This is a genomic window from Mycobacterium sp. NGS45 (assembly GCF_059812645.1).
The window spans coordinates 25,898-50,946 of sequence record NZ_JCALDB010000013.1 but is presented as its reverse complement, the minus strand read 5'-3'; the positions used below and the strand labels follow the sequence as shown (position 1 = coordinate 50,946).

Genomic DNA, 25,049 nt, shown 5'->3' with positions numbered 1-25,049 from the left:
TGAGATGGTTGAGTCCGCAGCCCGCCTTAGCGCACTGCGGAATTGGCTTGCCCTCCGCGTGTCGGCTTTAGTCCCATCCGGTAAGGGGTCGGAGTGTCCACTCCAAACGGCATCTCGGGTTTCGAGATCATTCACAACGTCGTGGATTGCCACGGCGCATCCATCAATGCCCGCCGTGAGGGTCAGGTCATGATCTTGGCTGTCACCGGCGATGTCGACGCGGCGAACGCAGAGTGTTTTTCCGCCGCGCTGCTCCGATTCGCCACTCGGCGACTGCCGCTGGTGGTCGATGTCCGGGCTCTGAGATTCCTTGGTGCTCAAGGCATCTGGGAACTACTGCAATTCGATGACCGGTGCGAGCAGTCGCAGCGGCCGTGGGCCTTGCTGGCCGGACCGCAGCTGCACCGTCAGCTCGGCAGGCTGTGCCACGATCGCGCTCCCCGATTCGCGGTCGCCGACCTCAACACCGTCCCGCAGTACAAGCCGAGGACACCGGACACCGAAGCTCAGGCGACGCCGACCTAATCCAGTGCCGCGTCGTGGGCCACGATGAGTCGGCGGGCGATCTCCACCAGCGGTGTGTTGGATTCCTGCGACAGCGCCTTCAACAGATCGAATGCCGCCACCGCGCTCACCGAGAACCGCTCCATGAGCAGCCCCTTGGCTTGGCCGATGACGTCGCGGCTGGCCAGAGCGCTGCGGAACTGATCCTCGCGGCGGAGCAGGTTCCAGGCCAGCGCGGTGTGGGTGGCGAGCACCAATCCAAGTTCGACGCATTCATCGTCGAACACCTGGGCGTCCTCGCTGTAGAAGTTCAGCGCACCGGTGGTCTTGCCGTCGGCAAACAACCGGAAGGACAGAATCGATTTCACCGGGGTGACCGCGAGGGCTTCCCGGCAGTACTGCGGCCAGCGTTTCTCGGCGGCGATGTCCTGAATCCGGATCACCTGGTCTTGCCAGGCCGCCGACAAGCACGGTCCTTCGCCGCAGCGGGCCTGAATCTCGTCGAGCACCGCGGGTAGCTTGCTGGTGGCCGCGGCGGTGCGGACCTCGTGCGGGCCGTTGGCGATCGTGATGCCGCAGTGCTGGGCCACCGTCAGCGACGTCAGCGCCCCGTCGACGAGTTCGCGCAGCGCGTCATCGGTATCGGTACTGCGTTTGGTCCCCAGGTCGCGCACCATCGTCTCGATGCGGGTGACCAGGTCACGGTCGGAGTAGCGGTCACAATCCGACCCGGCGTCCTTGCAGTTCGCCTCAGTCATGCTTCACCTCCATCCGAGGCCTACTCGATTTTATTTACTAGCCCGCAGGTACCCGGTCAACCATTCGCGGTGCGAATCTCAGGCCCGGAGTCGGGTGCGCCTGCCGGGACCGTGACCGTGGTACGGGTGCCTCGACCCGGTGCGCTGTCGATCGTCATGGTCCCGCCCATCGCTTCCACCCGGGTCAGCAGCGACACCAACCCGATGTGGCCGTCGCTGACCCGCCGGGCCAACACCGTCGGATCGAATCCGGCACCGTCGTCGGCGACGGTGAGAGTGATCAGCCGGTCGGACTTCGTCAGTCGCACGTCGACAGCGTCGGCCCGGGCGTGCTTGACCGTATTGGCCAGCAGCTCGCGGGCGGCGCGGTACAACAATTCCTGGGCCGCCGGCTTGCCCACCTCGTCGATCTCGCCGGTGACCGTGAGCTGACCGCGGTGCCGCTGCTGGCGCAGCAGTTCGGTCACCGCTGCCGAGAGTCCCAGCTCGGACAGCACCGCGGGGTGCAGCGTGCGCAGGGTGGAGCGAAGTTGAGTTGCCGTCCCCGCCAATGTGTCACGGGCTTGGCTGAGGGTGGGATGTTCGAGCTGTTCGGCGAGTTCGTCGAGCGTCATGCGCACCGCGAGCAACTCTTGGAGCGGCCCGTCGTGCAGGGTCTCGGCCAGCTCGCGGCTGTTGCGTTCCTCGGCCCGCATGGATTCGGCGATCAGTTGCCGTCGCATCTCGAGCAGCGCCCGCACCCGGGCGCGTCGGCGCGCCAACACGAAACACAACGCGGTGGTGGCCAGCGCCAGCCAGAGCAGGAACGCGAAGTCCATGTAGACGATGTTGGGCAGTCCCACGGTGTCATCGCGTTTGGAATACACGATCCACACGCCCAGATACGCCACCGCGGTGATGACGCTCAGGAGTGCGGTCAACCAGGGCCGCTCCTGGAAGGCGATCGAAATGGGCAGCAGGAAGAACACCGGCAGCAGCCACGCCGTCGCTCCGCCGGACGCCACGCACAGGGTCACCACCGCCGCGACATCCACCAGCGTGGAAAGCCAACCGGCCCAGCCGGGTACGTCGCTGCGCAGCATCGCGACCAGCCACACCAACGACAACAGGAAATACCCGGCGATCGCGCTGTGGTAGACCGCGGGCAGCCAGTTGATCACATCGCTGACCTCGACGATCAGCGCGATCAGCAAGATCATCGACGGTCGCAGCAGCGCAGCGACCCGAACCGGTTCGGCAGCCAGGTGATCCAGCCACCGCGACAGGGTGGCGCTCATTCCAGCAGTTTGCGGCGCATCGCTTCGGCCACCGCAGCGCCGCGGTCGCGCACGCCGAGTTTTTCGTAGAGCCGCTGCACGTGGGTCTTGACCGTGGACGGCGCCAAGAACAGTTCGGCGGCGATCGCTGGGATGCTGGTGCCCTTGGCGATCAGTTCGAGCACTTCGCGTTCCCGCGGGCTGAGCACCGGGCCGGCCGGCTCGGCCCGACGGCGGATCTCACCGGCCAACCCGGCCGCCAGTCCGGGTGACAGGACGTCTTTGCCGCGGGCGCAATTCAGCACGGCAGCAACGATTTCCGCGCGGGTCGACTCTTTCGGCAGGAAACCGGCGGCGCCCTCTTGGAGGGCGTGGTAGACGATGGCCGCATCGTCGTGCGCGGAGATCAGCAGCACCCGGGTGGGCATCTGATCGCGCAGCACCGCGGCGGCGACCTGCGCGCCGTCCAGTCCGGGCATCCGGTAGTCGAGCAGCGCGACGGCGGGCTGGTGTTCCTTGATGGCGGCCAACGCGGCGGTGCCGTCGTTGGCCTCGGCCACCACCTGGATCTCGCCGCTGGAGGTCAGCGCCCGCACCACCCCGTCGCGAAACAGCGGATGGTCGTCCCCCACGACGACGCGCACCTTCGCGGTCACCTGGTCACTGTGCCACAGCCGGTGGTCCCGAGCAGTCCGTTCAGGGCAGGCAGGGATCGGCCGCGTCGCCGCGAACCGGTACCCCGACGGGCACCGTGTAGGTCACGACGGCGGACGCCTCGGCATCCGAGTCGTTGACCACGCGGTGCACCACCCCGGTCGGGATGAACACCGCCTGCCCGCCCTGGTAGTGCGTCGGCCGGCAGTCACCCGCGGTCTGCACCATCAGTGTGCCTTCGGTGATGACCGAGTGCTCGGGTCCCGGGTGGGTGTGCCAGCCGCTGCTGGCGCCGGCGCCGAGGTCCAGACCGTGCACCAACAGTTCCGAGGGTGCCTCGGTGTTGATCTCGACGGGCGCGCTGGTGACGCCCTGCGCCAGGTCGGTGCGTTCGATGTCGCCCTCGGCGGGGGTGGCGGCCGCGGTCGGAGCCCAGCAGACGGCGGCCACGAGCACGCCGAGACCGGCCACCCGTCGGGTGATCACTGCGGGTCGCTGTCGAGTTCGTCGAGCGCGGTCACCGCGATGCCGTACGGCAGGAAGCGGACCTTGCGGCGCGGATCGGTGTTGTGCTTGTTGGCCCGCAGCGCCTCGAGTTCGTTGGGGAATACCTGCTCGACGGTGGCCGTGCCGTCCTCGCCGACCAGGTAGATGGCCCACACGCCGTCACCGGTGTCGCCGGTGGTCTCCGGCTGCGGACGGGCCGAGCGGCGGCCGAATTCGTCGAACAGCACACCCCAGCCGGCGCGTTCTCCGGTCGATTCGAAGATCTTGCCGAAGGCGTCGCGCAGGCCTTCGCCGGCTTCTCTGACCATCCGGTCGAACTCCTCCGGATCGAATCCGAACGGTCCGTTGTTGCTCATCGTGGCCCTCCACGTCCAGGACACCCGCACCAACTGCGGTGCCACCAGTCTGCGGGAATCCGCCGGAATTGGCCACGAGCGCCCGGCGGCGATCACTGCTGGGGCTGACCGGGCACCGGGATCGGGATCGGCGGCAACCCCGGGATGTTGAGGTGCGTCGTGGTGATCGGCGGCGTGGTGGTGGTCGTGGTGCGCGTCGTGGTCGGCGGGGTGGTGGTCGTGGTCGGCGGCGTCGTCGTCGTGGTGGTGGTGGTGGTGGTCGTCGTTGTCGTTGTCGTTGTGGTGGTCGTCGGCTCGGTCGTCGTGGTGGTGGTCGTGGTGGTCGGCTCCGGTTCCTGCGTGGTCTGCGGCGGCGGAGGCGGCACCTCGGTGGTCACCGGCGGCGGCGGGGACTCGACCACCGTCGTCGGCGGCGGCTCCGGCGACGGTGGTGGCGGTTCGATCGAGGTTTCCGGCGCGGGGCTCGGCGCGACCGATGTCGTGGTGGCCGGGCTTTCGGTGGTCTGGCTCATCAACGAATACGCCGCCCCACCGGCTGCGATCACCGCGACGCCGGCGGCCGCGAACAGCGCCAGTTGCGGAATGCGGTGCCAGCGCCCCGGCGCGGCCTCCATCTCGCCGGTGGAGGGCGTGTACTCGATTTCCGGTCGGGCGTCGGTCCCGTTGTGCGCGTAGGGGTTTGGCCCTTCGTACGGGACCGGGTCGGGAACCGAGTCGTCGTCTTCGGACCAGGCCAACGCCCGGAAGGTGGACGATCCGCCGTCGTCGGTCGGTGCCACCGCCCCGATGCCAAGGCCCGCGGTGGCCGCATCGCCGAGTGCGGTCCCGACCCCGGTGGGCGCATCGGCGGCCGGACCGCGCGCAGCCGTCATCGCCGCACCGATGGCGGCCTCCAGTTCAGGTCGCGGCACGGTCACCAACGGCGCGCGGGTGCGCTCGGAAAGGCGTTGCGCGACAAACGGGATGCTCGCGCCGCCACCGACCGTCGCAACCGCACCGATCTGCGACCACACGATGCGACGCCGTTCCAGCAGGTCCTCGAGCGCCCTGAGCACGCCGTCGAATTGCCCGGCCAGCACCGCCTCGAGTTCACCGCGCGTCACCCGCACCTCGGTGCGGAAGCCGGGCAGATCGACCGTCAGCGCGGTGGCGGTGTCGGCCGACAGCCGCTCCTTGGCGCGGCGGCAATCCTCGCGCAGCCGCGCCAACGAACCCACCGCGGCGGTCGCGGCCGGATCCGCGCCGGTGTTCGAGCTCAGGCCGGCCAGCACTTGGGTCATCAGTGCCTGGTCGATCTGATCGCCCGAGAAGTCGTGGTGGCGCACGGTGTCACCGATAGGGGCGAACCCGTTCTCGGCGTCGGCCAAGGTCAGCGACGTACCGCTGGCGCCGAAGTCCAGCAGCGCGACGATCCCACGCCCGGTCAGTCCCGGGTTGGCCTGCAGCGCGGTGAGCGCGGTGACGGCGTCGGGCACCAGACGCGGAGCCAGCCCCGACGGGCAGAGCACCGGGTCTTGCTGTAGCGCCGCGTAGAGCGCGCGGACCGTGCCCTGTTTCCAGTGCGCGGGGACCGCGACGACGACGTCACCGGACGGGCCGACACCGCCCACCGCGCGGGCCATGGCGGCCAACGCCGAGGCGATCAGCCCGTCGGCTCGGTGGCTGGAGCCGTCGGGGGCCACCAGCGGCACCGGGTCGCCGGCCCGTTCGACGAAGCCGCGCAGCACCAGGCCGGGTTCGGTCAGGGCGGGGTTCTCGGACGGCAGACCGACTTCGGCGGGCCGATGGGGGTATTTGGTCAACACCGAGCGGCGCGTCACCGGTGCAGTACCGACACGCGCAGCGACGAGGTTGGTCGTCCCGATCGACAACCCCAGCGGGTCGGTCACTTAGTACACCTTGCATCGACGACTGGGCTGCGGCCAGCGACCACCCTAACCGCCCGGCCGGGTCGGGCTTTCCACCGACGCGCATGCGCGTGCCCAGATCGTGACCACAACCGGGTGCTGCCAGGCCCTATTTGGACTTCTTAAGAATCCACGCGGCGAGGGTTGGCGCGTTGTCGGGCGGTGCGCGGCCTTTGCCGGTTGCGCCTCATACCACCGTCAGTGGCAACGACTTTCGGGCCTCGAACTCGAAGGAGGCACCGCCGCTGAACTTCACCACCTCGACTTCGGAGGCCTGCTTGACCGGGGTGTCGGTGGTGGTCAGTTCCAGGGTCCAGTCGGTGTCGGTTCCGTGCAGGTGAACCTGCACATGTGGGTCCACGGCGGTGGCGATGGCCTGCACCGCGGCGGTCGATCCGGGAGTGCACAGAGCCAGCCAGGCGTCGTCGTCGTGCACCGGGGCGCGGTGCACGTGCACGCGCCCGTCGGCAAACTCCGCCTCGATGTAGCCGGCCGGGTTGAACAGCGGATGCAGCTCAGCGGTGCGCAGCACGCCCTCGGGCCCGCTGCCGAGGTGCAGCGCCTTGTTGATCCGCTCGGCAGCGATCCCGGCCAGGCCGATCAGCTGTTTGGTGCAGATGTCGCGGGCCTGGCTTTCGTCGGTGGCGCGGGTTCGCACCGCCAGCGCGAACGACAAGTACAGCAGATGCATCTGCAGGCAGATCTCGTCGGCCATGCGGACCAAGGCCGACTTCGAGTAGGCCGGGAAGTCGAAGTCGCTCACCAACGGTCCGCTGTAGTCGGACTGGCCCTCGTCGGATTCGTCGATGGGGTCGAGTTCCCAGCCTGCGGCGATGGTCTTCTCGATCACCGCCAGCGGCGGCAATCCGCTGACCGCGGGATAGGACTCGTCGATGATCACCGTCCATGCGCAGTGCGGATGCCGATCGGCCGGGCTGCGCGGCGGCCGGTGGATGGGCCGGATCTGGGTGCGCGGATTGGTGGCCACCGCGGTGGCGTCGAACGTGGGGTCCTCGATGTCGTGGCACATGCCGTGCACGTAGTCCTCGCCCATCGGTTCGACGTCGAGCAGGGCGCCGCAGTGGTCCAGGTGGAATTCGCCGTGCCAGCGATCGTGCACGGTGTAACGGAAATCCATGAACTGCGGCGGGGCGCCGATGTCGAGCTGCATGCCCTTGAAGATGGTGGGCACGTCGTCGCCTTCGAACTTCAGCGCGCGCTGCATGCGTTTGGTGTAGATCGGGCTGGCGCCGGCCCATTCCTCGATGGCGATCTGCAGCATCTCTTCGCGACCGAAATTGCTGATGCACCAAGCCATTCCGGAGCGGTCGATGAGCTGACCGATGAGCAGCAGTTCCGGTAGCAGCGTGGCGAGTTGGTCGCGGGTCAGCGACGCGTAGCGACTTTGGGCTGGAGTCACACTTCCAACATAAAGTCGACAATGTTATAAAGTCAACAATGACAAATGGGACTCCGGCGTCGCCGACCCGGCGCACCACCGCGCCACGCAAGCGCGGGGATGACACCCGCGCCAAGATCATCGACGAGACGGTGCGCTGCATCATCGAAGAGGGCTTCCCGGCGGCCACTGCCAAGCACGTCGCCGAACGCGCCGGCGTGACCTGGGGCGTCATCCAGTACCACTTCGGCGACCGCAACGGTCTGTTGATGGCCGTCGTCGACGACGGTGTCGCGCGACTGGTGAACAGCCTGTCGGCCGCCGACGTGCGCGAACTGCCACTGCGCCGGCGCATCGAGACCGTCGTAGACATCGCCTGGGACTGCTATTCGAGCCCTACTTCGATGGCTGCGTTCGAAATCTTGCAGGCCACCCGCGGCAGTCTCGGCGATTCCTGGAATCGGCATCTACTAGAGATGAACGATGCGATCACTGCGTTGGGTCGGCTGATCTCCGAGGATCCCGCCGATCTTCAGGTCGCCGAGGTGATTTGGGCCGCGCTGCGCGGCATGGTGTTGGCCGGGATGATCATGGGCACCTCACTGTCGTGGCAGCAGGAGCGGGCCACACTGGTCGAGATGGCCACGCATTACGTGCAGAGCCGTGCCGGGGCGCAGCGCTGAGCCGTGCTGTTGCCGTCGGGCCGGCTGTGTGCTTGCGCCCCCGTCGGACCCAGCCGCACATGCTCGCGCCCCCGTTCGGGCCCAGCCCGCACGTGCTCGCGCCCCCGCCGGGCCCAGCCCGCGCGTGAACCGTCAATTGTGTACGCCGCCACTCGGGCGATGCGTACACAATTCACGGTTCACGAACGCTACGCGGTGTCCGTCGGCTCCTTGGACCGCTCGAGCTTGCCGACCACCGCGGAGATGTCGTAGTTGACTTCACGAACACCGGTGTGTCCGGCGCGATGCCGGGCAGCGGTGACTTCAGGTGGCGTGTGTTGCAATGACAGATATGAGCGATCGAGACGACATCGAACAGGTCAAGTACCGCTACCTGCGGGCACTGGACACCAAGAAGTGGGACGAGTTCGCCGCGACCCTGACCGAGGACGTCGTCGGCGACTACGGGTCCTCGGTCGGCGAGGCGCACCATTTCACCGATCGCGACTCGCTGGTGGAGTTCATGCGTACCTCGTTGCCGGCGAATGTCATCTCCGAGCATCGCGTGACCCATCCGGAGATCACGGTCGACGGAGATGAGGCAACCGGTGTCTGGTACCTGCAGGATCGGGTGATCGTGGCCGACTTCGACTTCATGTTGATCGGCGCGGCCTTCTATCAGGATCGGTACCGGCGCACCGCCGACGGCTGGAAGATCTGCGCGACGGGCTACGAACGCACCTACGAGGCGACGATGTCGTTGCAGGGCTTGAACTTCAACCTGACCCCGGGCGCCGCACTGGGCTGAGTGCTACTTGGCGATCGCGATCACTGCACCGGGGCGTAGCCACTGCATGATCTTGACCAGGGTGCCGTCGTCGAGGGCCACGCAACCGGCGGTCGGCCCACCGTCGGTGGTGTGCACGAAGAACGCGCCGCCCTTGCCCGGAATGCGTTCCTTGTTGACGCCCATCACCACCGCGTGTGCGTACTGCGGGATGTGCAAGTTCTCGGTGCCGTCGGACAACGAGGTACTGAACGGGCACTGCTCCTTCTTGCATACTTGCATGGTGTTGTAGGTGGGGCTCTTCATGTCACCGTCCCACCAGTGGTCCGGGGTGACCTGGACGTACTGCAGCCCGCCGCCCGGGTTGGGCTCGGTACCGAAGGCGAAGTCCAGGGTGTACACGCCCATCGGCGTCATCATCGAGCCGTCGAAGTGGTCTGGCGACATGCCCTTGGAGCCGATTTTGACCGGGATTCCCGCACCGATCGGCTGCCAGCCGGCCGTCGTGCGCTGCCAGACGTCCATCTTGGCGTCGGAGCCGCCGGTGCCGACGACGGAGAGGACCTGGGTGGCGTTGCCGACGTTGTTGACGAACCAGGGCGTCGGCGCGGCGAAGGCGAGCGGGGACGAAGCCACCGCCAGCAGCGCCGCGCAGGCAGCAACAAACATCGCACTCAGCAGTCGGCGCACGGGGTCCATCGTGTCGTGGTGACGTCAAGGTTCGGACACGGTTGGGCTGCCGGTGGGTACCGGTTGCCTCGCCTCGCGCCGCTTCCACCGTCTGCTCATTGGTGAATAGCGGTGCCAAGATTCGGCGATAACATCTACCCCATGTCGGACTCGCCCTACCCAGGCATTCCTCCTGCGACACCCCAGGCATGGCCGCCGCAGGTACCCGCCCCGAGGCGACCACCGGCACGTTGGCCAACCTACCTTTCGCTGTTGGTGGCGGTGGCAGCGATCGGCGTAGCGGTCGCCGCGTGGTTTCGGCCGATGCCGGAAGCTGTGGTCGAGGAACCGGCGGAAGTGACTTTCTCAGCGCAGGAGACTGCGGATGCGGATAAGAAGGTTTGCGAGGCGTACGAGAAGTTTCGGAAAGCAGCTGTCGCCACGACGGCTCGGAGCGGCGAAGGTGACCCAGCGCTCACATTGGCGGTAGCGGTCAATATCCGACTCGCGTCGCACGTCGGCGCCGAACACCTTCTAGCAACGCTACGAGCCCATCCGGCTGTGTCACCTCGACTAGGCGACGAGGTTCAAACATTCGCAGACTCGTACAACGAAATCGCCCTGGGGCAACTCGGCGAGGTCCCATTGTCTGACCTTGAGGGCGTCGCCAACGTTGCCGATACTGCTTCCGAGAGCATCGCTGAGATCTGCGAATGAGCGGCGTCGGGAACAGTCTCCCTCCGGGCAAATATTCAGCACTTCTCGTGGGTGCGCAGTGGCCCAGTCCCACAACCGGCCCCGCGGTCGCCGCCGGACTCGCCAACCGCCAGGCGAATTCGACCAAACTGACCACGTTCAGCAGCGTGCTGCAAGGCGTAGTAACCGGCGCCCTCGCACCGCAACAGGGCGTGACCGCAGACGACGCACGCTTTCATTTCCGCGAAGGCATCACCCACGCCCAAGCGGTAGCGGACAAGAACCAGACGAAATCACGTTCCTATGGGAAGACTGGAAACAGCCTCGACAGTCTCTACTCGAGCCTGACGGAAATCGCTCATCAGGGAAACACTGAGATCGACTCGATTGCTCAGAATTCGAAGCTGCCACTACCCATCAAGATCGCAAAGATCGTAGAGGTCGTGGAGCGATGCCAAACCCTCGCCAACGCAAAAGGTGCCGAATGTTGCGAGAACATCTTCGAGGCGATTCAAGACGTCCTAACTGAGGACGGCCGATCTGACTCAGCCCGGGAGTTCGCGAAAAGCAATGGGGTCGACCTCGACCGTGCATTCAGCGCTCCAGATCGGAATTCGATCCAAGAGCAAGTCGCAACACTTCTTGGTGGCAATCTCGCCAAACAAGATGGATCAGTTAGCGTTCGACCGCTGGGTTCTGATGAGGCAGTCGAAAGCAGGGATGTACTAGCCGGCGGTAACATGGCCCCGGCGTCCCCGCCAGAAGGACTCGACGTTGCACCCAATCCAACCGTCATGCCATCTGCGCATGCACCAGCTGGAAGTACGCAACCGCCAGCGAATTCCGCGCATGGGCCTGGAATGCGGATGCCGGATGCCAAAACCAGTCTGATTGGCGGCGGGACGCAGCCGACTCTTGGCCTTCAACCCACCCCCACCCCCGGCGCCCCCGCATCCGGCCCAGGCATCCCGACATCACCAGGCCCGGCCGTGTCCGCCCCGGCGCTCTCGCCTGTGAGCGGCACACAGATCAGCCCCAACCTCTCGGCCGTGGCGCAGTCCACCGCGGCCGCGCCCACCTCGGTCGGCGGTCCCCCGCCACTGAGCCCGCAGCACCTGGCGCAGAGCTTCAACGCGGGCTTCGACGCCAGCGGGCCGGTGTCAGCAACTGCAAACACTTTCAGCGGCAATACTTTTAACGCGGTCACCACCCAAATGCCGCAGCCAGTTCCCTCCAGCGCGTTGTCCGCCAGCACCGTCCCAACCGCCGGCGGCTACCTGTTCGAAGGACCCGCCACCAGCACACCGGCCGCTAACGCCGCGGTCACCCCGATGCAAAGCACCCCGGCTAACTTCGCCGCATCACCGGCTCCGGCCGCATCGATGGCCACGCCCATGGCACCACCGGCCGGTCCGCTACCTGCCTACGGCGCCGACCTTCGACCCGCGACGTCGGTGGCAGCACCAGCGATCGCGCCGGCGGCAGCCGCACCGAGCCTCTCAGCAGCGTCCTCGACATCGACCCCATCCGCGGGTTCGGCAAGTTCGGCACTCAACCAGCCAGCGGTCATCAAACCGCCGCCTAGTCAGTCGACACCGGCGCCCCAATCGATCGGCATGGTCGACACCGGTGCTGCGGCAACAACTTCCGGAGCGCTGACCGGAGCTGCGGCCGCAGAGGCGCAAACTCGCACCCGCCTGGAGAGCCTGCTCTTCGCCGTCGCCCGGCAGGAACCACGACTGCGCTGGGTGATCGGCGAGCATGACGACGGCATCACGCTGTTGACCACGGACCTGGCCTCGGGCTGGATCCCACCACACGTGGAAATCCCCACCGGACTCAGTCTTTTGTGCCCCGCCCGACGTCGCTCCGGCCTGGAAGCCCTGCTCGGTGACTGCGTCAGCACGGCGGCGTGGATGCCGGGTCAGTACCTGCCCCCGCGCGACGCCGCCGATCCGGTGCGGATGTCGTTGCGCGCGCGCTGCGTCGACGACATCGATGAGATCCACTGGGAATTGACCCAGGCCACCAATTGGCGCGACGGTCTGCCCCGGCTCGCGCACACCCTGGCTCGGGCCGCGATCGCGGGCACCGGAGTGCTGGATTCCGAGATCGAACTGTTGCATGAGCACCTCGACTCGATCGCCACCGAGGTGCTCGCCTGCTACCCGGACGCCATACCGACTGACGCTCTGGTCAATTGGCAACTGCTGGCTGCCATTTCGGCTTTGGTCAACGGTCGCCGCACCGAACTCCACTATCACTTCTCGTGGTTCCAGGCCTTGAACATGAGCATGACAGGAGGCCGCTGACATGCCCCCGGTCGAGGGCGACGGCGGGACGATCGATGTCAACATTCCCGGCTACCAGGCCGCAACAGGAGCCCCACCGCCGCCGGTGCCGACGCCCGACCCAGCCCTGACCGCCGGCCTGTCTCCGACCGATGCACTGGTCAGCGCACTGATCGCGGCGGCCAACTCCGGTGACCCCGAAGACATCAAGGAGGTCCTGCGTCAGCACGCCGAACGCCAACTCAAGACCGCTGACGCCGCGCAGAAGTTCACGGCCAACGAGGCCGGCGGACAAGACCAGATGATGCAACTGGCCCAATCACTGCCACAGATGGCGGGCAGCCTGGCGGGCGCGATCGCCGGCGCTGTCGGCGGAGTCATCCAGCCGCTCGCCCAGGTCCCCCAGCAGCTCATGCAGGCCGGCATGGGTGCCATGCAGACCGGGATGGGCATGATGGAATCTGCCGCCGCGACAGAGGAATTCGCGCCCGAGGACTGGGCGGCCGACGAATTCGGATCCGACCTCGACGAACTCGGGGGTGGCCTGGACGACGTCGGCGGCGGTGGCGGACCCGAAGGCCTGGGCGGCACGACACCGATGTCGATGCTGAGCCCGGCCGCCACCCCGACCGGTTCCACCACGCCGACGTCCGGACGAGTATCAGTGCCGACGCCCCCGGTGACGACGGCCCAGCCCACCGGATACACCGGCGGCATGGGCGGCTACCCGATGATGCCGCCGGGAGCGATGGGCGGTGCCGCAGCCGGCGGCAAGGACGAGAAGGTCGACACCAAACGGGTGTCGCCGCCCACGGTCAAGAACGGCGCGCCGGTGCAGGGCCGCATCATCACCCCGCCGGCTGGCCCCACCGTCTCCAAGCAGGTCGACGGCAAATCCGTGGTGACCAAGCGGATCGTGGTACCCAACGACAAGCTGGCCGAGCGGATGGACCTGCCGGAGGGCGGGCAGGGACCCGAGCGCCGCACGTAGGGTGGTGCGCATGTTCGAGCCGCCATGGAAGAGCCCCTCCGGACTGCGTCAGATCACCCGCGGGCTGGGCACGCTGGATCGCGATATCTTCGACGCGATCGCCAGCTCGCAGACACCTCTGCTCGACTCCGCAATGCCGCCGCTGACCCGGGCCGCCGACCACTCCAAGCTCTGGTTCGCCATCGCGGGAGCACTGGCGGCCACCGGCACCCCCGCAGCGCAACGCGGCGCGGTACGCGGCGTGGTGACGCTGGGCGTTTCCAGCCTGATCACGAACCAAGTGGCCAAGCGCCTCTGGAAGCGGGAGCGCCCCAGCCGCACGGCGGTGCCGCTGCCGCGTCAAATCACCCGGTTCCCTAAGTCCAGTTCGCTGCCGTCGGGACATTCGGCGAGCGCGGCCGCATTCGCCGTCGCCGTCGGGCTGGAAAGCCCGCCACTCGGTTTCGGGCTGGCACTGTTGGCCGGTCTGGTGGGTCTGTCCCGGGTGGCCACCGGTGCGCACTACCCCGGTGACGTGCTCGCCGGCCTGGGCCTCGGCGCGGCGGTCGCCGTGGTTGGCGGCAAGCTGGTGCCGCCGATCGCCGAAGCGACGCTGCCGAGCACCGAACCGCTGTGGGTCGACACGCCGGCGCGTCCCGACGGGGCAGGTGTGGTCTTGGTGATCAACCCGGCCTCCGGTAGCGGCACCGGTGCGCGCGTGGCCGACGAGGTCCGCACAGCGCTGCCCCGAGCCGAGATCGTCGAACTCGGCGAAGACGACGATCCCCAGACGGTGCTGGCCGAAGCCGCCTCGCGCGCCGAGGTTCTGGCGGTCGGCGGCGGCGACGGCACGGTCGCCACGGCCGCCAATGTGGCACTGGAAGCCGGTCTGCCGCTGGCAGTGTTTCCGGCCGGCACGTTCAACCACTTCGCCAAGGACATCGGCTGTCCCACCGTCGCCGACACCGTCGACGCGATCCGCAGCGGCAGCGTCGCCAAGGTGGACTTGGTGCGCCTCAACGAGGCGCACATGGTGCTCAACACCGCCAGCATCGGTGCCTACCCGCAGTTCGTGCAGCGCCGCGAAAAGTTGGAACATCGGTTCGGCAAACCGATCGCCAGCCTCTACGCGATGCTGTACACCCTGCGTAACCACGACCCGGTCCGGATCCGCTACGACAACAAGACGTTGCAGACGTCACTGTTCTTCCTGGGCAATTCGGTATACCTGCCAACGGGTTTCGCCCCGTCGCGGCGCACCAGGATGGACGACGGCCTGATCGACGTCCGGATCCTCGAGACCGGCCGGCGGCTGTCCCGGGTGCGCATCCTGGCTGCGCTGGCACTTGGTCGGCTCGAACGCAGCCCGCTTTACCACGAGATGCAGGTGCCCGAATTCAGCTTCGCCGCCCTCGACGGGCCGACCGTGATCGCTCGCGACGGGGAGGTCGGCGACGAGTACGAGAAGGTCAGTTTCACGTCGCTGTATCGAGCACTTCCGGTGTTTCGGCCCGGACGCTGAGCACCGAACCGGCTAATACAGCAAATAGGCTGTTCGGCTCTCGCGAAATGCAGCGGCAGCACGGTCCCATTCCGCCAGCAGCGGCCCGAGCCGATCGGCATCGATCGCGAGGCGCACCTTGTCCGATCCGGTCAGCAGATCGATCGACGGACCCCAGGCGAAGTCGTCTGGATGCTGCTTGCGGATCGCGTCGATGAGCAGCAGCGCCGTGCGGACCGGCCGGTAGAGTTGCCGGTCGGTGACTACGAACCCGATAGCGGGGATGGTCTGTCCAGCAAACTTGGCGGCGGTGTCGGCGACGGACATGGTGGTGGCCTCGAAACGAACACCCGGGAGTTGCCGGGCGTTCATCACCTCGACCACCCGCGGCGCATCCAGCCACGACGCGCCGACCTGTTCGAACGGACGGTCGGTGCCCCTACCCTCCGCGATGTTGGTGCCCTCGAAGTAGACGGTTCCCGGGTAGCTCGTCACCGCCGCCAGCGACCGCAGGTTGGGCGACGGGTTCACCCAGGGCAGACCAGTGTCGTCGAACCACTGCGCACGATGCCAGCCCTCGGCCCGGGCCACGATCAGGTCCACCCCGATGCCGTACTGCTGGTTGAACAGGGTGGCCAGTTCGCCGACTGTCATCCCGTGCCGTGCCGGGATCGGGTACATACCGACAAATGACGCAAACGCCGGGTCGAGTAGGGCGCCCTCGACTATTTCGCCGCCGATCGGATTCGGCCGGTCGAGCACGACGAACGGGATCCCTTTCCGCGCCGCGGCCTGCATGGACAGCGCCATGGTCGACACGTACGTCCAGGTGCGGCCACCGACTTCCTGGAGGTCGTAAACCAAGACATCCACATCGTTGAGCATCTCGGGAGTCGGTGCGCGATCCTCGGTGGCGTACAGGGAGTAGATCGGCACGCCGGTCTTTTCATCGACCTCATCGTCGACATGGACACCCGCCTCGAGGTTGCCTCGAATACCGTGCTCTGGCGCCAGCAGTGCCACAAGTTGCAGCTCGTCGTGCTGCGCGATCAGATCGATGTCCGATGTGCCTGACCGGTCGATTCCCGTGTGATTGGTGATCAGACCGACTCGCTTGCCCCGCAGCGCCGGCGGCAGATCAGCCAGGAAGGTCTCGATGCCTGGACGTACGGCGTCCTCGGTGGATGTCACGGTCGGCACGGTGTCGGACGGCGAAGCGGGCGCTGACGGCTGCGCACATGCCGCGAGCAAGGTGATCGCTGCGAGCGCGCCGAGAACCAGTGGCGTGAATCGGGAACGAACAGGCAGCATCCGCGCACCTTAACGGTCTCGACAGTTTCACTTGGCTGTATCGAGCACTTCCGGTCTTTCGGTCCGGACCCCGAGCACCGGCAGGCAGACCAGGTAGTACGCGTATCCGAGGGCCCAGCCGGCGATGACGTCGGAGGGATGGTGCACGTTGAGCACCACCCGACCGACACCGATCGCCAGCACCACGACGGCCCCGAGCACGATCAACACCGCATGCCAACGCCGGGCCACCACCGGCAACACCACGGTGAGCACGGCCAACACGCAGACCATGATCCCCAGCGCATGCCCGGACGGGAACGACAACCCGTGCACGTAGACCAACGCCGTGACCGGCCGGGGTCGATCCGCCGCCAGCTTGGCCACCTCGGTCAGCACGCCGCTGAGTTCCACGGTCAGCAGAAGGAACCAGGCGATGCGCCGTCGTCGTCGGTAGAGCAGCCAGATGATCACCACGAACACCACGATCCGGAACGTGCCCGGGCTCAGGATGGTGCAAAACCAGTTCCACCCTGCCACCCAGCCCGGGTGGACCTGCCCGAACTGCGCCAACGGCTGCAGGAACCAGTCGTCGAACGCCACCAGCCACGACGCCTGCTGCAGGTAAGCCAGCCACAACCCGGCGTAGCCGAGCAGCGCCAACACCGCCAACCCGATCGACCTCCGCGACACCCAACACAGGTATCACAACGACGTCCCGCTTCGAGCCGATGACCCCGACCCGATCGGCCGGCATACCGGGCGAATGAGTTAGGACCGCACCCTGGCGACCACGAAGATGCGCCGGAACGGAAAGAAGGTGCGCCCGTCTGAGCGCACCGGATAGGCCTGGTCCAGCAGCGGCGCCAACTCGTCGCAGAACCGCTGCCAGTCAGGCTCGTCGAGGCGCGCACGCACCTCGGTAAGCGCAGTACCCAAGACCCAGTTCAGCACTGGGCGCTCCCCGCTGAGCTCGTGCACATAGGTGGTTTCCCAGGCGTCAACCTCGCAGCCGGCGATGGTCAGCAGTTCGGCATACTGCGCCGGCGTATCCACCACCTCGGCAGACCCGAATGTGATGTCCTGCAACGCCTCCGCGAACGCGGTCCGAGCCGCGATGGCACGGATCGCGCGGTGCGACGGCGCATCGAAGTTGCCCGGCACCTGAAATGCCAACCAGGACCCCGGCTTCAGCTGTTCAGCCCAGCGCACCAACAGGTCGCGGTGCTGCGGAACCCATTGCAGCACCGCGTTGGACACCAGCACGTCGACGTCGGCCGACGGCGTCCAATCGGTGACGTCGCCGACTACGGCGGCCACCCCGCGGGCGCGAGCGGCCTCAACCATCTCCGCCGAACTGTCGATGGCCTCGATCACGGCGTCCGGCCAGCGTTGGGCCAAGGTGGCGGTCAGATTGCCGGGCCCGCAGCCCAGATCGACGACCCGGCGCGGCGACCGAGCACCCACCCGCGCCAACAGGTCAAAGAATGGCCGGCCGCGATGGTCGGCGAATTCAAGGTACCGATCCGCATTCCACATGCCGCAATGCTGTCATCCTTGGACCCGATGGATGAATATCAGAGGGTCCAGGCGATCTGGCGTCAGCTCGAGCTGCCCGGGATCATCGACGTCCACACCCACTTCATGCCGAAGTCGGTGATGGACAAGGTGTGGCGCTACTTCGACGATCAGGGCCCGATGATCGGCCGGGAGTGGCCGATCCGGTACCGGGCCGATGAACAACAGCGGGTGACCACACTGCGTCGCTTCGGGGTACGCGCCTTCACCTCACTGGTCTATCCGCACAAACCCGACATGGCCGCCTGGCTCAACCAATGGGCAGCGCAATTCGCCCGCTACGTGCCGGACTGCCTGAGCACCGCAACGTTCTACCCCGAACCCAGCGCACCCGACTACGTCGCCACGGCGATCGCGGGCGGTACCCGGGTGTTCAAGGCGCACATCCAGGTTGGCCAATACGATCCCAACCATCCGCTGCTCGACGGTGTCTGGGCTCAGATCGCCCGGGCCGGCACGCCGGTGGTGATCCACTGCGGCTCCGGTCCGGTCCCGGGCCGCTACACCGGCCCCGAGCACATCGCGACGCTGCTGCAGCGGCATCCGGAGTTGCGGTTGGTGGTGGCCCACATGGGCATGCCGGAATACGTCGAATTCCTGGATCTGTGCGATGCGCATCCACAGCTGCTGCTGGACACCACGATGGCCTTCACCAAGTTCGCCGAGGACACCATGCCGTTCCCGCGGGACTACCAACATCGACTCCTCGGTCTGGGTGAGCGCATCCTGTTCGGCAGCGATTTCCCCAACATCCCGTACTCGTATGCCGAGGCCATGCAGGCTGTCACGGACTTGGACGGCGTTGATGACCAATGGTTGGGCAACGTCTTCTACCGCAATGCGGCGCGGCTGTTCAACTTGATTCACTAACATCGGCAAACATGGGGCCAACTCCTGAAATCGCCGTCGACGATCCGATCGAGCCGCCGCTACCGATGCCGGACGTACCCGGGGCCGACGCCGGCGCCCGCGGTCTACCGGACCGTTCCGAGCTGAGTTGGCGTCAGCGGGCCATCGTGGACACCTCCGCGATCGCCGACATCGGCTTACGTACCGGTATCGCCTCATTGGTCGGAGCCACGATGCTGCCCACCATGCTGACCGGTCTGCTGCGCGGATCGGAATTGCGCCGCGAACACGACAACGCGGCCTTCTACACCGAACTCGCCGTCGAACAGGACGCCGCGAAGTCGTTCCCCGCGCCCACCGCGCCGCCGCGGGTCTCGACCAAACCGGCTAATCCGGTGGCCCGCTACGTTGCCCACGGCGACGCCCAGCACATCCAGTTCCAAAGCAGCTTCGAGGCGGTCAACCCGTCGATGCGCAATCTGTGGCGCGGCCTGAACCGCAACAACGTGGTGCACGCCCAACATTGGCGGCACGACGACGGTCCGCACCCCACCCTGTGCGTGATCCACGGTTTCCTGGGTTCGCCGTATCTGATGAACGGGCTGTTCTTCTCGCTGCCCTGGTTCTACAAGTCCGGCTACGACGTGCTGCTCTACACGTTGCCGTTCCACGGTCGGCGCGCCGAACGGTTCTCACCGTTCAGCGGCTACGGGTTCTTCGCCAACGGCGCCGCCGGCATGGCCGAGGCGATGGCCCAGGCCGTGCACGACTTCCGGTCCGTCCTGGACTATCTGGAGTCCACCGGGGTGGAGAAGTTCGCGCTCACCGGAATGTCGTTGGGCGGCTATACCTCATCGCTGATCGCCTGCGCCGACGACCGCTTGCAGGCGGTGATCCCCAACGTTCCGGTGGTCACCCCGGAAACCATGTTCGACGAGTGGTGGCCGGCCAACGAACTGGTCAAGCTCGGCCGGGCGGTGACCGGTGTGGACCGCAACGCAGCCGGCCAGGCCTCGGCGTACCACTGCCCGCTGAACTACGCACCCAAGGTGGCCAAGGACCGTCGGTTGATCATCACCGGCCTCGGTGATCGACTTGCGCCACCACAGCAAGCGGAGCTGCTGTGGGAGCACTGGGATCGTTGTGCGCTGCACTGGTTCCCGGGCAACCACGTGCTGCACGTCAGTCAGCCCGAGTACCTCCGCCGGATGACGAAGTTCCTGGCGCCGGTTATGTTCTGACCGGCACCCGGATCGAGGGCCAGCGCACCGATTCCAGATCCACGCCCGAAACCGGGGTGACACCAAGGCGTTCCGATGACGCGGGATGCAACGCGTTCAACGCGGCAGCCTGTACGCCCCGTCGCGAGACCAAACCGTCGACCGGCACGGCACTGCCCGGCGCCTCGTCGGTACGGATGGCGCAGGCCACCGCGACCTGGGGACCCTCGGTGATCTCGAACGCGGTCCACACCTCCGAGCCTGGGTTGGCCCACAACTGCGACAACGTGTCCTGCAGCTCGCTCCCGGCACTCACCTCGTAGGCGGCCAGGTGACCGGAGGATCCGTCCGCCACGGCGCGCCAGCGCTGTTTGGCCTCCGGGCCCAGCAGATCCGGCACATCGGCGTCGGTGCTGACCAGCCAACCCTCTTCGCGCAGATGATCCGCCAGCCGGCGAAGCGCAACCTCTGCGGTCTCGCGCAGCGGGATGCGCGCCGACCGAGCCTGCAAGGCCGCCAGGTTGTCGGCCGCCGAGATCGTCAGCCCCAGCCAGGTGGTGCGGCCGGCGGCGGTGTCTCGACTGGTCACCCGCACCGCATCCGCGCGCAGCCCATAGCGATCCAGGTGGGACGCCAGCAGCGGCAGCGGTACGTCGCCGTCACAATCGGGCAGCACGCGCAGCACCACCGTGGTGCGCGCATCGGCCGACGAATGCTCGACCAGCTGATGCTTGCTGCGCCGCGGGCCCTTACTCAACAGGCCCAGTCGTCGGCCCAGGATCGTGGTCAGGTGCAGACCCTTCCACCAGGTGAACAGCAGCAGCACCACTGCGACGGCGACGCCCAGCACCCACCGCTCGGTGACGGTCTGCCACGGATAGGCCATGGCGGCCGGCACGATGGCCAACGCCGCCAACGTGATTCGACCGGTGCCCGGCCAGACGATCCTCACTGGTGTTCCTTTCGACGATGCACTGCGTACGCGACGGCAGCCACGGCCAAGGCCAAGGCGCCGGTACCGGCGAACGCGATGTTGCGGGGAGTGTGGTCGGGCGGCGACGCGGCCACCGGCGGGTCGATCTGGCTCGACGCCGGCGTGTCCGACTCCGGCGACGACGGCAGCTGCCAGGTCAAGGCGGCCACCGGGTCGACGGTGCCGGCGCCGACCAGGTTCGACGGTTCGCGGGCTCCGTTGTGCGCGGTGGCGGTCAACCGCTCGATCACCTGCGCCGAAGTCAGCTCCGGGAACCGGCTGCGCACCAGCGCGGCCACCCCGGACACGTAGGCGGTGGCATAGCTGGTGCCGTCCAGCCGCGCCCACTTGCCCTTGTCATCGGGAATGCCGTTGGCCAGCCCGCCGTCACCGGAGTTGCTGACCGACACCACGTTCTCGCCGGGGGCTGCAATACCCACCCACGGGCCGGTCATGGTGAATTCCGAGGGCTGCCCGGCCGAGGTCAACGAACCGACCGAGAGCACATAGGGCTGCCACCACGACGGCGTCGACACCGATGTCACACCCGACCAATTCCGCGGGTCGTCCCCACCGGGAGCCGGGTTGATCGGGTTGTTCTCACAGACAGTTCCGGCCGAAAGCCCGGCCGGGCCGGCGTTTCCGGATGCCGCGATGATCACCGCGTCCTTGTCTACCGCGGCGTAACGCAGTGCCGCACCCAGCGCAGACTGATCCACCGCATTGCCTGCGGGCAGACAGGTCACCACCGAGATGTTGATCACCCGGGCACCCAGGTCGGCGGCGTGCACCACCGCGCGGGCCAGCGACTCGATGTCGATGGCCGCGCGGGCCTGGGCTTGGTCCTGACCGCTGACCCGGGGCGAGAACTTGGCCGAGACCTGCCGGATGGACAGCAGCCGGGCATCCGGGGCCACACCGGAGAACTGGTCCGGCCCAGGTTGTCCGGCGATGATCCCGGCCACCAGTGTGCCGTGCCCGTCGCAGTCGGTCAGCCCATCCGTGTCGGCCACGTAGTCGCCGCCGGCCTGCACCTCGGGCAGTCTCGGTCCAGGTTTGACGCCGGTGTCGATCACCGCGACCGTCTGCCCCTCGCCACGCGAGAACCGCCATGCCTCAGCCAGATTGAGCATCTGCTGATTGGGTGATCCGGCACCGGGATCGGTGCCCTCGAGCACTCCGGCCAAGGTGCATTCGCCCTGCTGCATCATCGGGACTGCGGCGCCGGTGCTGCCGGACGGGACCGGGGCGCCGGGCTCGACCTCAGGCGGGTTGACCGCCCAGGCCGCCGGACTCAGGGCCAGCAGCGCCGCCGAAGCGAGCACCGCCGAGCGCAGACCAGTTCGGATCATCGATTGAGGACCCAGGCGAACAGTCCGACCAGGTAGGCCATCACCGGGATCAGCGAGGCGTCCACCGCCAGCGCCAAGAATCCGGTCAGCCGACGCATCGGCAGCGAATAGGTGTCCGGGTCGGCCACCTTCGGGTTGGCCGCCACGATGATCCAGGCCAGGGCCAGCACCGCCAGCGCGATCACCGCGCCCAGGGCCAGCCAGTAGCGGCCCTGCACACCGAAGGTCACCAGCAAGGTCACCGCGACCAGGAACGGTTGCGCCAACAGCCACGCCTTGCAGGCCGCGGTGTCCCACACCCGGGCCCGCAGCACGGCTGAGAGCGCGGTGCCGATCACGACGAACCAGGCCCACGCGCTGACCGGCTGATCCGGGCCGACGATGGCCAGCGAGCCGAGCACCGACAACACCACGGCGCCTGCGACGAAACCGGTTTGGTGCGCATCGCTGATCCGGACCCGACGCGGCAGATCCTCCAGCACGCTCAGCGGCGCGGCGGACGGAGTGGGGTCACCCGGCGCGGGGATGGAGGGCAGCGGGAACCGCGCCCACAGTGCGGACAGCTGCGGGGCCTGCACGGTGACCAGCAGTGCTGCCACGATCAGACCGCAGCCCAAGGTCAGCAGCGGCAGCTGCCAGATCGCGGCCACCGCGCCGGCGGTCAGCAGCGCACCGCCGACCACCGTGGTCGCGGTGAAGAAGCCGAGCGCGCGGTCGCTCAAGATCATGTTGATCGCGCCCCAGGCGGTCACGCCTGCGGCCGCCAGGATCAATTGTGCTGCACCGGGTTCACCCGGCACGGCCAGCGCGAATGCGGCCGCGATCGGCGCCAGCGCGACGATCGCGAGTTCGGTGGCCGAGTTCTTGGCCCGCGCCCGCAGCAGCAGCGCGGCGACCACGGCGATGGCGGCCAGCGCGCTGACCGCGTACAGGCCGGCGGGGTCACCGGTGGCCAACCGATGCGCGACGGCAAAGCCGGTACCGGCCAGCAGCGCGATCGCGGCGGCGGCCCGAGCTCCCCGCTCGATGTGCGGGATGCCCCACGGGTGCTTACGCGCCTCGGAGAACAGTACGGCGGCGTCGGCGACGTCCTCGACGATGCCGGGCGCAGCGGGCCCCGCCGGGATGGGCTGCAGGGCAAGCAGATCCCCGTCGACCACGCCGACGGTGTTGAGGCTGGCCTCCAGGGAGAACGGAGCGCCGCCGACCGGCGCCAGGCTGAGCCGGCGGTTGGTAGCCGGGTCCAACTCACTGTCGTCGACGGGCAGCAGCCGCTGCACGGCGGGCAGGATCTCCCGCAGTGGCAGCTCGGCCGGCAGTGCAACTTCGGTGAGCCGAGTGTCGGCCACGATGGCCACACGCACGATCGGCATCACCGGGGTCGCCGCGGTCGCCCCGGAGGTCTCAGTCATCTATTCGTTCTCTTTCAGCTTCTTTGGGTGGTGAAGTCACGAACCAGCCGGGACGATGGGAACCATCGGCCGTCCGGCAACGTGTCGGTCAAGTGGTCGATTGCGATCGCGATCGCAAACGGCGTGCCCGGCGCGAAGGTGGAGACCCACTCGCCGTCGTAGGCACGTGAGGGACTGACGACCACTCGCCCCTCGGTGGTATCGATGACCGCCACACCCACCTCGGTGGTCTGCGGCCGGCCGTTGACGCGGTTGCCCGCGACTACCTCGACGTAGGTACGCGGCCCTGTGAAGACCGAATGCACCACGGCGTGTGCAGTGTCCGGAATACCGAGGTAGTCGATCACCGCGGCCAGGTCGGCCCCGGCGCGCAGTTGTTCGTCGGCCCGGGCCCCGACATTGGCCGGGAGTTCGAATTCGTCGAACCGGGCCGGCGCACGCCCGGACAACCCCGCGGTGACCGCGGGAACCAGGGCGTGCGGATCAGCGATGTCCATCTCGGTGAAGGTGATCAGTTGCGCGTTGCGGAGCGCGACCACGGTGCTCTCCCCGCGCTTGGCGATCACGCCGCGCAGCAGGTCACCGTTGGTCGCGTTCGGTCCGACGTAGCGGAGATCGAACCACCGGTCCGGGTAGCAGACGACCGAAATCCATTTCTGCACGGCAGGATTGATCCGACCGTCGGTCATCACCTGCAACCGGGTGAGTTCGGCGACCTGCCGCGACTCGAACGCCGCCCGCTGCGAGCCGTCCCGGTACGGCGGGGTGATCGCCAGCACCCAGGGAAAGGTGCCGGCGCCCACCGAGTCCGCGATGTACCAGGCGGCTTCAGCAGTCAGCTCTACCGCGTTGGGTGCCACTGACCCTCCCGGCCGGTCAGCCCCACTTGGCCCCTTCGGCCTGGTCCCGAGCCATCATCGACATGGTGTTGGTCTCGTGCGTGGTCGACATCGCCCGGTAGGCGCGCACCAGCTCTTCCATGGCGATGTTCCACTGGCTCTGCCAGGCCTGGTAGGTCATACCCGAGTCACCCTGCCAGCCGGCCCGCAGCGCGGCCTGCTCGGCGGCGAGGTCGGTGCCGATGGCCTGCAGCGCACCGGCGTACCCGGCCATCTCGGCCGAGTGACCCAGCATGGCCGGGTAGTTGTACATGATCTGAGACATCACATACCTCCGTAGGTTCCGGCCGCGGCAGCATCCTGCGCGACGTAGGTGGCACCGGCCTCGCCCAGGTTCACCTGTGCGATGTCCAGCAGCATGTTGACCTTGGCGGCGACCTCGACGAACCGGCGGTGGGCCGCCTGGAACGCTGCCGAGGACTCACCGACGTGGAACGCCTGAGCGGACACCGCGGCCTGCTCGGCCTGCGCCATGGTGCTGCGCATCAGACCGGTCTTGGCCGCGAACGCCGACTCCGAGGCGACGATCTGTGGGATGTGAGCGTCGAGAAGACTCATG

Annotated in this window: 27 protein-coding genes; 9 read left to right on the top strand and 18 right to left on the bottom strand. The window is 67.5% G+C overall.

What is annotated here, in order from left to right:
* Positions 1-93: 93 nt before the first annotated feature.
* Positions 94-525, top strand: coding sequence for an STAS domain-containing protein (locus AC5Y3P_RS13740; RefSeq protein WP_500046458.1), 432 nt, complete (start codon positions 94-96; stop codon positions 523-525).
* Here the strand turns inward: AC5Y3P_RS13740 and AC5Y3P_RS13735 are convergent.
* The 7 genes from AC5Y3P_RS13735 to AC5Y3P_RS13705 form a co-directional block, all read right to left on the bottom strand.
* Entirely contained in the window at positions 522-1,262 is a 741-nt protein-coding gene (locus tag AC5Y3P_RS13735) for a GAF and ANTAR domain-containing protein (RefSeq protein WP_500046457.1), read from the bottom strand. The two genes, AC5Y3P_RS13740 and AC5Y3P_RS13735, sit on opposite strands and share 4 nt — an antisense overlap.
* A 56-nt stretch (positions 1,263-1,318) precedes the next feature.
* Positions 1,319-2,539 carry a sensor histidine kinase gene (locus AC5Y3P_RS13730; RefSeq protein ID WP_500046456.1) on the bottom strand — a complete coding sequence of 407 codons (1,221 nt, stop codon included), beginning with the start codon at positions 2,537-2,539 and terminating at the stop codon, positions 1,319-1,321.
* Complete coding sequence (locus AC5Y3P_RS13725; RefSeq protein ID WP_500046455.1) at positions 2,536-3,174, bottom strand: response regulator; 639 nt, start codon at positions 3,172-3,174, stop codon at positions 2,536-2,538. Before AC5Y3P_RS13725 ends, AC5Y3P_RS13730 begins: the two co-directional genes overlap by 4 nt.
* A gap of 40 nt (positions 3,175-3,214) precedes the next feature.
* Entirely contained in the window at positions 3,215-3,658 is a 444-nt protein-coding gene (locus AC5Y3P_RS13720) for a cupin domain-containing protein (RefSeq protein ID WP_500046454.1), read from the bottom strand.
* Positions 3,655-4,035, bottom strand: coding sequence for an Rv0313 family protein (locus AC5Y3P_RS13715; protein ID WP_500046453.1), 381 nt, complete (start codon positions 4,033-4,035; stop codon positions 3,655-3,657). Before AC5Y3P_RS13715 ends, AC5Y3P_RS13720 begins: the two co-directional genes overlap by 4 nt.
* Positions 4,036-4,127: 92 nt before the next feature.
* Positions 4,128-5,924: an Hsp70 family protein gene (locus AC5Y3P_RS13710; protein WP_500046452.1), complete on the bottom strand. Its 1,797-nt coding sequence runs from the start codon at positions 5,922-5,924 to the stop codon at positions 4,128-4,130.
* 205 nt (positions 5,925-6,129) lie between these two features.
* Complete coding sequence (locus tag AC5Y3P_RS13705; RefSeq protein ID WP_500046451.1) at positions 6,130-7,362, bottom strand: hypothetical protein; 1,233 nt, start codon at positions 7,360-7,362, stop codon at positions 6,130-6,132.
* A 38-nt stretch (positions 7,363-7,400) separates the two neighbouring features.
* Between AC5Y3P_RS13705 and AC5Y3P_RS13700 the strand changes: the two genes are divergently transcribed.
* Positions 7,401-8,024: a TetR/AcrR family transcriptional regulator gene (locus AC5Y3P_RS13700; RefSeq protein ID WP_500046450.1), complete on the top strand. Its 624-nt coding sequence runs from the start codon at positions 7,401-7,403 to the stop codon at positions 8,022-8,024.
* Positions 8,025-8,212: 188 nt separating this feature from the next.
* Here the strand turns inward: AC5Y3P_RS13700 and AC5Y3P_RS13695 are convergent, their stop codons facing one another.
* Positions 8,213-8,347, bottom strand: a complete 135-nt coding sequence (locus AC5Y3P_RS13695; RefSeq protein ID WP_500046449.1) for a hypothetical protein — start codon at positions 8,345-8,347, stop codon at positions 8,213-8,215.
* Between the two features lie 8 nt (positions 8,348-8,355).
* Here AC5Y3P_RS13695 and AC5Y3P_RS13690 point away from each other — a divergent pair, with 8 nt between their 5' ends.
* On the top strand, positions 8,356-8,811 hold the full coding sequence (locus AC5Y3P_RS13690; protein WP_500046448.1) for a nuclear transport factor 2 family protein: 456 nt from the start codon (positions 8,356-8,358) through the stop codon (positions 8,809-8,811).
* A 3-nt stretch (positions 8,812-8,814) separates the two neighbouring features.
* Here AC5Y3P_RS13690 and AC5Y3P_RS13685 read toward each other — a convergent pair whose 3' ends face one another.
* Positions 8,815-9,480, bottom strand: a complete 666-nt coding sequence (locus AC5Y3P_RS13685; RefSeq protein ID WP_500046447.1) for a L,D-transpeptidase family protein — start codon at positions 9,478-9,480, stop codon at positions 8,815-8,817.
* 252 nt (positions 9,481-9,732) lie between these two features.
* Here AC5Y3P_RS13685 and AC5Y3P_RS13680 point away from each other — a divergent pair, with 252 nt between their 5' ends.
* The 4 genes from AC5Y3P_RS13680 (at position 9,733) to AC5Y3P_RS13665 (ending at position 14,938) form a co-directional block, all read left to right on the top strand.
* Positions 9,733-10,176 carry a hypothetical protein gene (locus AC5Y3P_RS13680; RefSeq protein WP_500046446.1) on the top strand — a complete coding sequence of 148 codons (444 nt, stop codon included), beginning with the start codon at positions 9,733-9,735 and terminating at the stop codon, positions 10,174-10,176.
* Between the two features lie 191 nt (positions 10,177-10,367).
* On the top strand, positions 10,368-12,467 hold the full coding sequence (locus AC5Y3P_RS13675) for a DUF5631 domain-containing protein (RefSeq protein WP_500046445.1): 2,100 nt from the start codon (positions 10,368-10,370) through the stop codon (positions 12,465-12,467).
* Between the two features lies 1 nt (position 12,468).
* Entirely contained in the window at positions 12,469-13,437 is a 969-nt protein-coding gene (locus AC5Y3P_RS13670) for a hypothetical protein (RefSeq protein ID WP_500046444.1), read from the top strand.
* Positions 13,438-13,447: 10 nt separating this feature from the next.
* Positions 13,448-14,938, top strand: coding sequence for a bifunctional phosphatase PAP2/diacylglycerol kinase family protein (locus AC5Y3P_RS13665; RefSeq protein ID WP_500046443.1), 1,491 nt, complete (start codon positions 13,448-13,450; stop codon positions 14,936-14,938).
* 12 nt (positions 14,939-14,950) lie between these two features.
* On the opposite strand, the gene AC5Y3P_RS13660 is transcribed toward AC5Y3P_RS13665, so the two are convergent.
* The 3 genes from AC5Y3P_RS13660 to AC5Y3P_RS13650 form a co-directional block, all read right to left on the bottom strand.
* On the bottom strand, positions 14,951-16,228 hold the full coding sequence (locus AC5Y3P_RS13660; protein ID WP_500046442.1) for an exo-beta-N-acetylmuramidase NamZ family protein: 1,278 nt from the start codon (positions 16,226-16,228) through the stop codon (positions 14,951-14,953).
* Positions 16,229-16,255: 27 nt separating this feature from the next.
* Entirely contained in the window at positions 16,256-16,900 is a 645-nt protein-coding gene (locus tag AC5Y3P_RS13655) for a phosphatase PAP2 family protein (RefSeq protein ID WP_500046441.1), read from the bottom strand.
* A 78-nt stretch (positions 16,901-16,978) separates the two neighbouring features.
* Complete coding sequence (locus tag AC5Y3P_RS13650; protein ID WP_500046440.1) at positions 16,979-17,746, bottom strand: trans-aconitate 2-methyltransferase; 768 nt, start codon at positions 17,744-17,746, stop codon at positions 16,979-16,981.
* A gap of 27 nt (positions 17,747-17,773) precedes the next feature.
* On the opposite strand from AC5Y3P_RS13650, the gene AC5Y3P_RS13645 reads away from it, so the two are divergent.
* Together AC5Y3P_RS13645 and AC5Y3P_RS13640 are read left to right on the top strand one after the other, a co-directional pair.
* Positions 17,774-18,655, top strand: coding sequence for an amidohydrolase family protein (locus tag AC5Y3P_RS13645; RefSeq protein WP_500046439.1), 882 nt, complete (start codon positions 17,774-17,776; stop codon positions 18,653-18,655).
* An 11-nt stretch (positions 18,656-18,666) separates the two neighbouring features.
* Complete coding sequence (locus AC5Y3P_RS13640) at positions 18,667-19,875, top strand: alpha/beta hydrolase family protein (RefSeq protein ID WP_500046438.1); 1,209 nt, start codon at positions 18,667-18,669, stop codon at positions 19,873-19,875.
* On the opposite strand, the gene eccE is transcribed toward AC5Y3P_RS13640, so the two are convergent.
* From eccE to AC5Y3P_RS13610, 6 genes are read right to left on the bottom strand one after another with little or no spacing between them, the layout of a single operon-like run.
* Positions 19,865-20,806 carry a type VII secretion protein EccE gene (eccE, locus tag AC5Y3P_RS13635; protein ID WP_500046437.1) on the bottom strand — a complete coding sequence of 314 codons (942 nt, stop codon included), beginning with the start codon at positions 20,804-20,806 and terminating at the stop codon, positions 19,865-19,867. The genes AC5Y3P_RS13640 and eccE overlap by 11 nt on opposite strands.
* Entirely contained in the window at positions 20,803-22,179 is a 1,377-nt protein-coding gene (gene mycP / locus AC5Y3P_RS13630) for a type VII secretion-associated serine protease mycosin (protein ID WP_500046436.1), read from the bottom strand. The genes eccE and mycP overlap by 4 nt, the downstream gene beginning before the upstream one ends.
* Positions 22,176-23,591, bottom strand: coding sequence for a type VII secretion integral membrane protein EccD (eccD, locus tag AC5Y3P_RS13625; protein WP_500046435.1), 1,416 nt, complete (start codon positions 23,589-23,591; stop codon positions 22,176-22,178). Before eccD ends, mycP begins: the two co-directional genes overlap by 4 nt.
* Positions 23,592-23,605: 14 nt before the next feature.
* Positions 23,606-24,451 carry an ESX secretion-associated protein EspG gene (locus AC5Y3P_RS13620; protein ID WP_500046434.1) on the bottom strand — a complete coding sequence of 282 codons (846 nt, stop codon included), beginning with the start codon at positions 24,449-24,451 and terminating at the stop codon, positions 23,606-23,608.
* Positions 24,452-24,467: 16 nt separating this feature from the next.
* Positions 24,468-24,755, bottom strand: coding sequence for a WXG100 family type VII secretion target (locus AC5Y3P_RS13615; RefSeq protein WP_500046433.1), 288 nt, complete (start codon positions 24,753-24,755; stop codon positions 24,468-24,470).
* Positions 24,755-25,048, bottom strand: coding sequence for a type VII secretion protein EsxS (locus AC5Y3P_RS13610; protein ID WP_500046432.1), 294 nt, complete (start codon positions 25,046-25,048; stop codon positions 24,755-24,757). Before AC5Y3P_RS13610 ends, AC5Y3P_RS13615 begins: the two co-directional genes overlap by 1 nt.
* Position 25,049: the final 1 nt, after the last annotated feature.